Annotated in this window: 1 protein-coding gene and 3 pseudogenes; 2 read left to right on the top strand and 2 right to left on the bottom strand. The window is 37.4% G+C overall.

The features are described from left to right. A pseudogene (locus AAV96_RS00155) lies at positions 1–262 on the bottom strand (hypothetical protein); the annotation flags it as partial. Here AAV96_RS00155 and AAV96_RS00160 point away from each other — a divergent pair. Both AAV96_RS00160 and AAV96_RS00165 read left to right on the top strand, forming a co-directional pair. Then, positions 210–860, top strand: a pseudogene (locus tag AAV96_RS00160) (cyclohexanone monooxygenase); the annotation flags it as partial. The pseudogenes AAV96_RS00155 and AAV96_RS00160 sit on opposite strands and share 53 nt — an antisense overlap. A gap of 94 nt (positions 861–954) precedes the next feature. Then, a complete protein-coding gene (locus tag AAV96_RS00165) occupies positions 955–1,827 on the top strand; it encodes a class I SAM-dependent methyltransferase (protein WP_046737843.1) in 873 nt (290 codons plus the stop codon). Positions 1,828–1,903: 76 nt separating this feature from the next. On the opposite strand, the pseudogene AAV96_RS18365 reads toward AAV96_RS00165, so the two are convergent. Then, positions 1,904–2,062 (bottom strand): annotated as a pseudogene (locus tag AAV96_RS18365) (hypothetical protein); the annotation flags it as partial. Positions 2,063–2,104: the final 42 nt, after the last annotated feature.

Consider the following 2,104-nt stretch of genomic DNA (forward strand, 5'->3'; position numbering starts at 1 on the left):
CGACATCACCTTTATCACCTTTATCGCCCTTGTCACCTTGAGCACCTGTAGCTCCAGTTGCGCCCGTAGCGCCTACGTCACCTTTATCGCCCTTGTCGCCTTTATCGCCTTTGTCACCTTTTAAAGAGGCTAACCACTGAGTTTGTGTACCAACATATCCACCTACAACTGCAAGTTCATAAGCACTTTTACCATCAGCACCACCGCCTAATGTAACTCCTAACTTTACGATTGGTTGTAAGCGTTTATTGTTCGCTAACAACTATTATCCAGCATTACAACAAGCTAATACTAAACTGATTCCACATGGTTTGGTCAAAGTGGAAGGCAACACTGTTGTATCTGCAAATGGTGAGCGTCAAGAGGTTGATGTGATTATTTGGGGTACTGGTTTTGAAGTTTCACATCCACCTATTGGTAAGCGTGTTTCAAACGAGAAAGGTGAATGTCTGAATGATTTATGGAAAAGTAGTTCTCCAGAAGCATATTTAGGTACAAGTATTGAAAATGTACCGAATGCCTTTTTAATTTTGGGTCCGAACGTATTAGTTTATGACTCATTTATTGGTTTAGCTGAAGCGCAATTGGACTATATTGTGGATGGTTTGCTTAAGATCAAAGAAAAAGGTATTAGCAAGCTAAATATCAAACCAGAAGTGATCAAGAAGCATAATGATTTGGTACAGCAACATTTGAAGACGACAGTATTCAATGCGGGTGGATGTAAGAGTTATTATTTAGATGCAAATGGTCGTAACTTTGCAGCTTGGCCATGGTCATTGAAGCAGTTAAAACAGCGTTTAAAACGTATGGATTTGAACGATTATCAAGTAACTTATCAAACTGAAAAAACAAACTAATCATTAGATAAGTGATAAAAGGGCAGTAAATTTTATCGAAGGATAGAGTTTACTGCTTATTTTTTGCATGATAGAAAAAAATTAGGAAAGAAATATGAAAGAAGGACAATCTAGCCGAACGGCGGAAGCAGCAGCAGCATTGCGCGCGAATCACTTTCAAAATGCTGAAAACCCAGTATTTTCTGATCCTTTTGCATTTGAATTAACAAGTAAAGGTTGGAAAAAACTATTAACAACGCCTCTGACCGTAAAAGTGATGAATTCCTCTATATTTAATCGAACACTTGGTTTATTAACGGGTCAAGTGGTAGGTCGATCACGTTATGCAGAGGATTTATTGCAGCAGGCAATCGAAGCTGGTATCCAACAATATGTATTGGTTGGGGCTGGACTAGATTCTTTTACACTGAGACAAGCAAAAAAATATCCTCATTTAAAAATTTTTGAAGTTGATCACCCTGACACTCAAGCAGAGAAACAAAAAAAGTTAACTCAGTTCGATCAGGTTCCAACCAATGTTGAGTTTGTTGCAATTGATTTTGAACAAGAGTCTATTGCTGAAGCATTAGCAAAGAGCAACTTTCAAGTAGAACAACCAGCTTTCTTTTCTTGGTTAGGTACAACTCATTATCTTGAGCCACAAACGACACTCTATACCTTAAAAAGTATTAGCAGTATTGCTGCTGCAAAAAGTGAGGTGGTGATGGATTATTCAATTGATTATCGTGAATTATCTGGAGTAGAACGTTTTGGAAGTATGTTCGTTTCCCAATTCACACGTTTTTTAAAAGAACCCTTAAAAGGACAATTTAGACCTAAAGCTTTACACCAAGCTGTAAATCAAATGGGCTATCAAGTGGCTGAAGATCTGTCTGGAGATGGTTTAAGTGAAAGATATTTTAAAAATCGGGCGGATCATATTCGTCATACCATAGCGACACATATGCTACATCTACGCTTGGATTAGTTTCACTGATCATGCTCAACCGCTTTAGCCTTTTGTGGCTAAAGCAGATATTGTGATCTTCACTTATTATTATTGATTAAAATGGCTGTAAACCTTGTACAACATTTTTTAACTCACTGTCATTGAGCCAGAAAGATTTCTTTAAAAATAGGGTCGTTATTATACTTCCTGCTGCTTCACTATCTGGGCTTTTACAAAAAAAGCCGTAGCTATGACTTAGGATTGTATTGTTCTCGAAGTTGATTTCATCAAAAAATGGTTACTGAATAATGTCAAA

Source organism: Acinetobacter sp. AG1 (assembly GCF_001005525.1).
Classification (GTDB): domain Bacteria; phylum Pseudomonadota; class Gammaproteobacteria; order Pseudomonadales; family Moraxellaceae; genus Acinetobacter; species Acinetobacter modestus.

What these genes read in the sequence shown, in the direction of transcription:
- AAV96_RS00165 (WP_046737843.1), top strand. Translation starts at nt 955, where the DNA reads ATGAAAGAAGGACAATCTAGCCGAACGGCGGAAGCAGCAGCAGCATTG.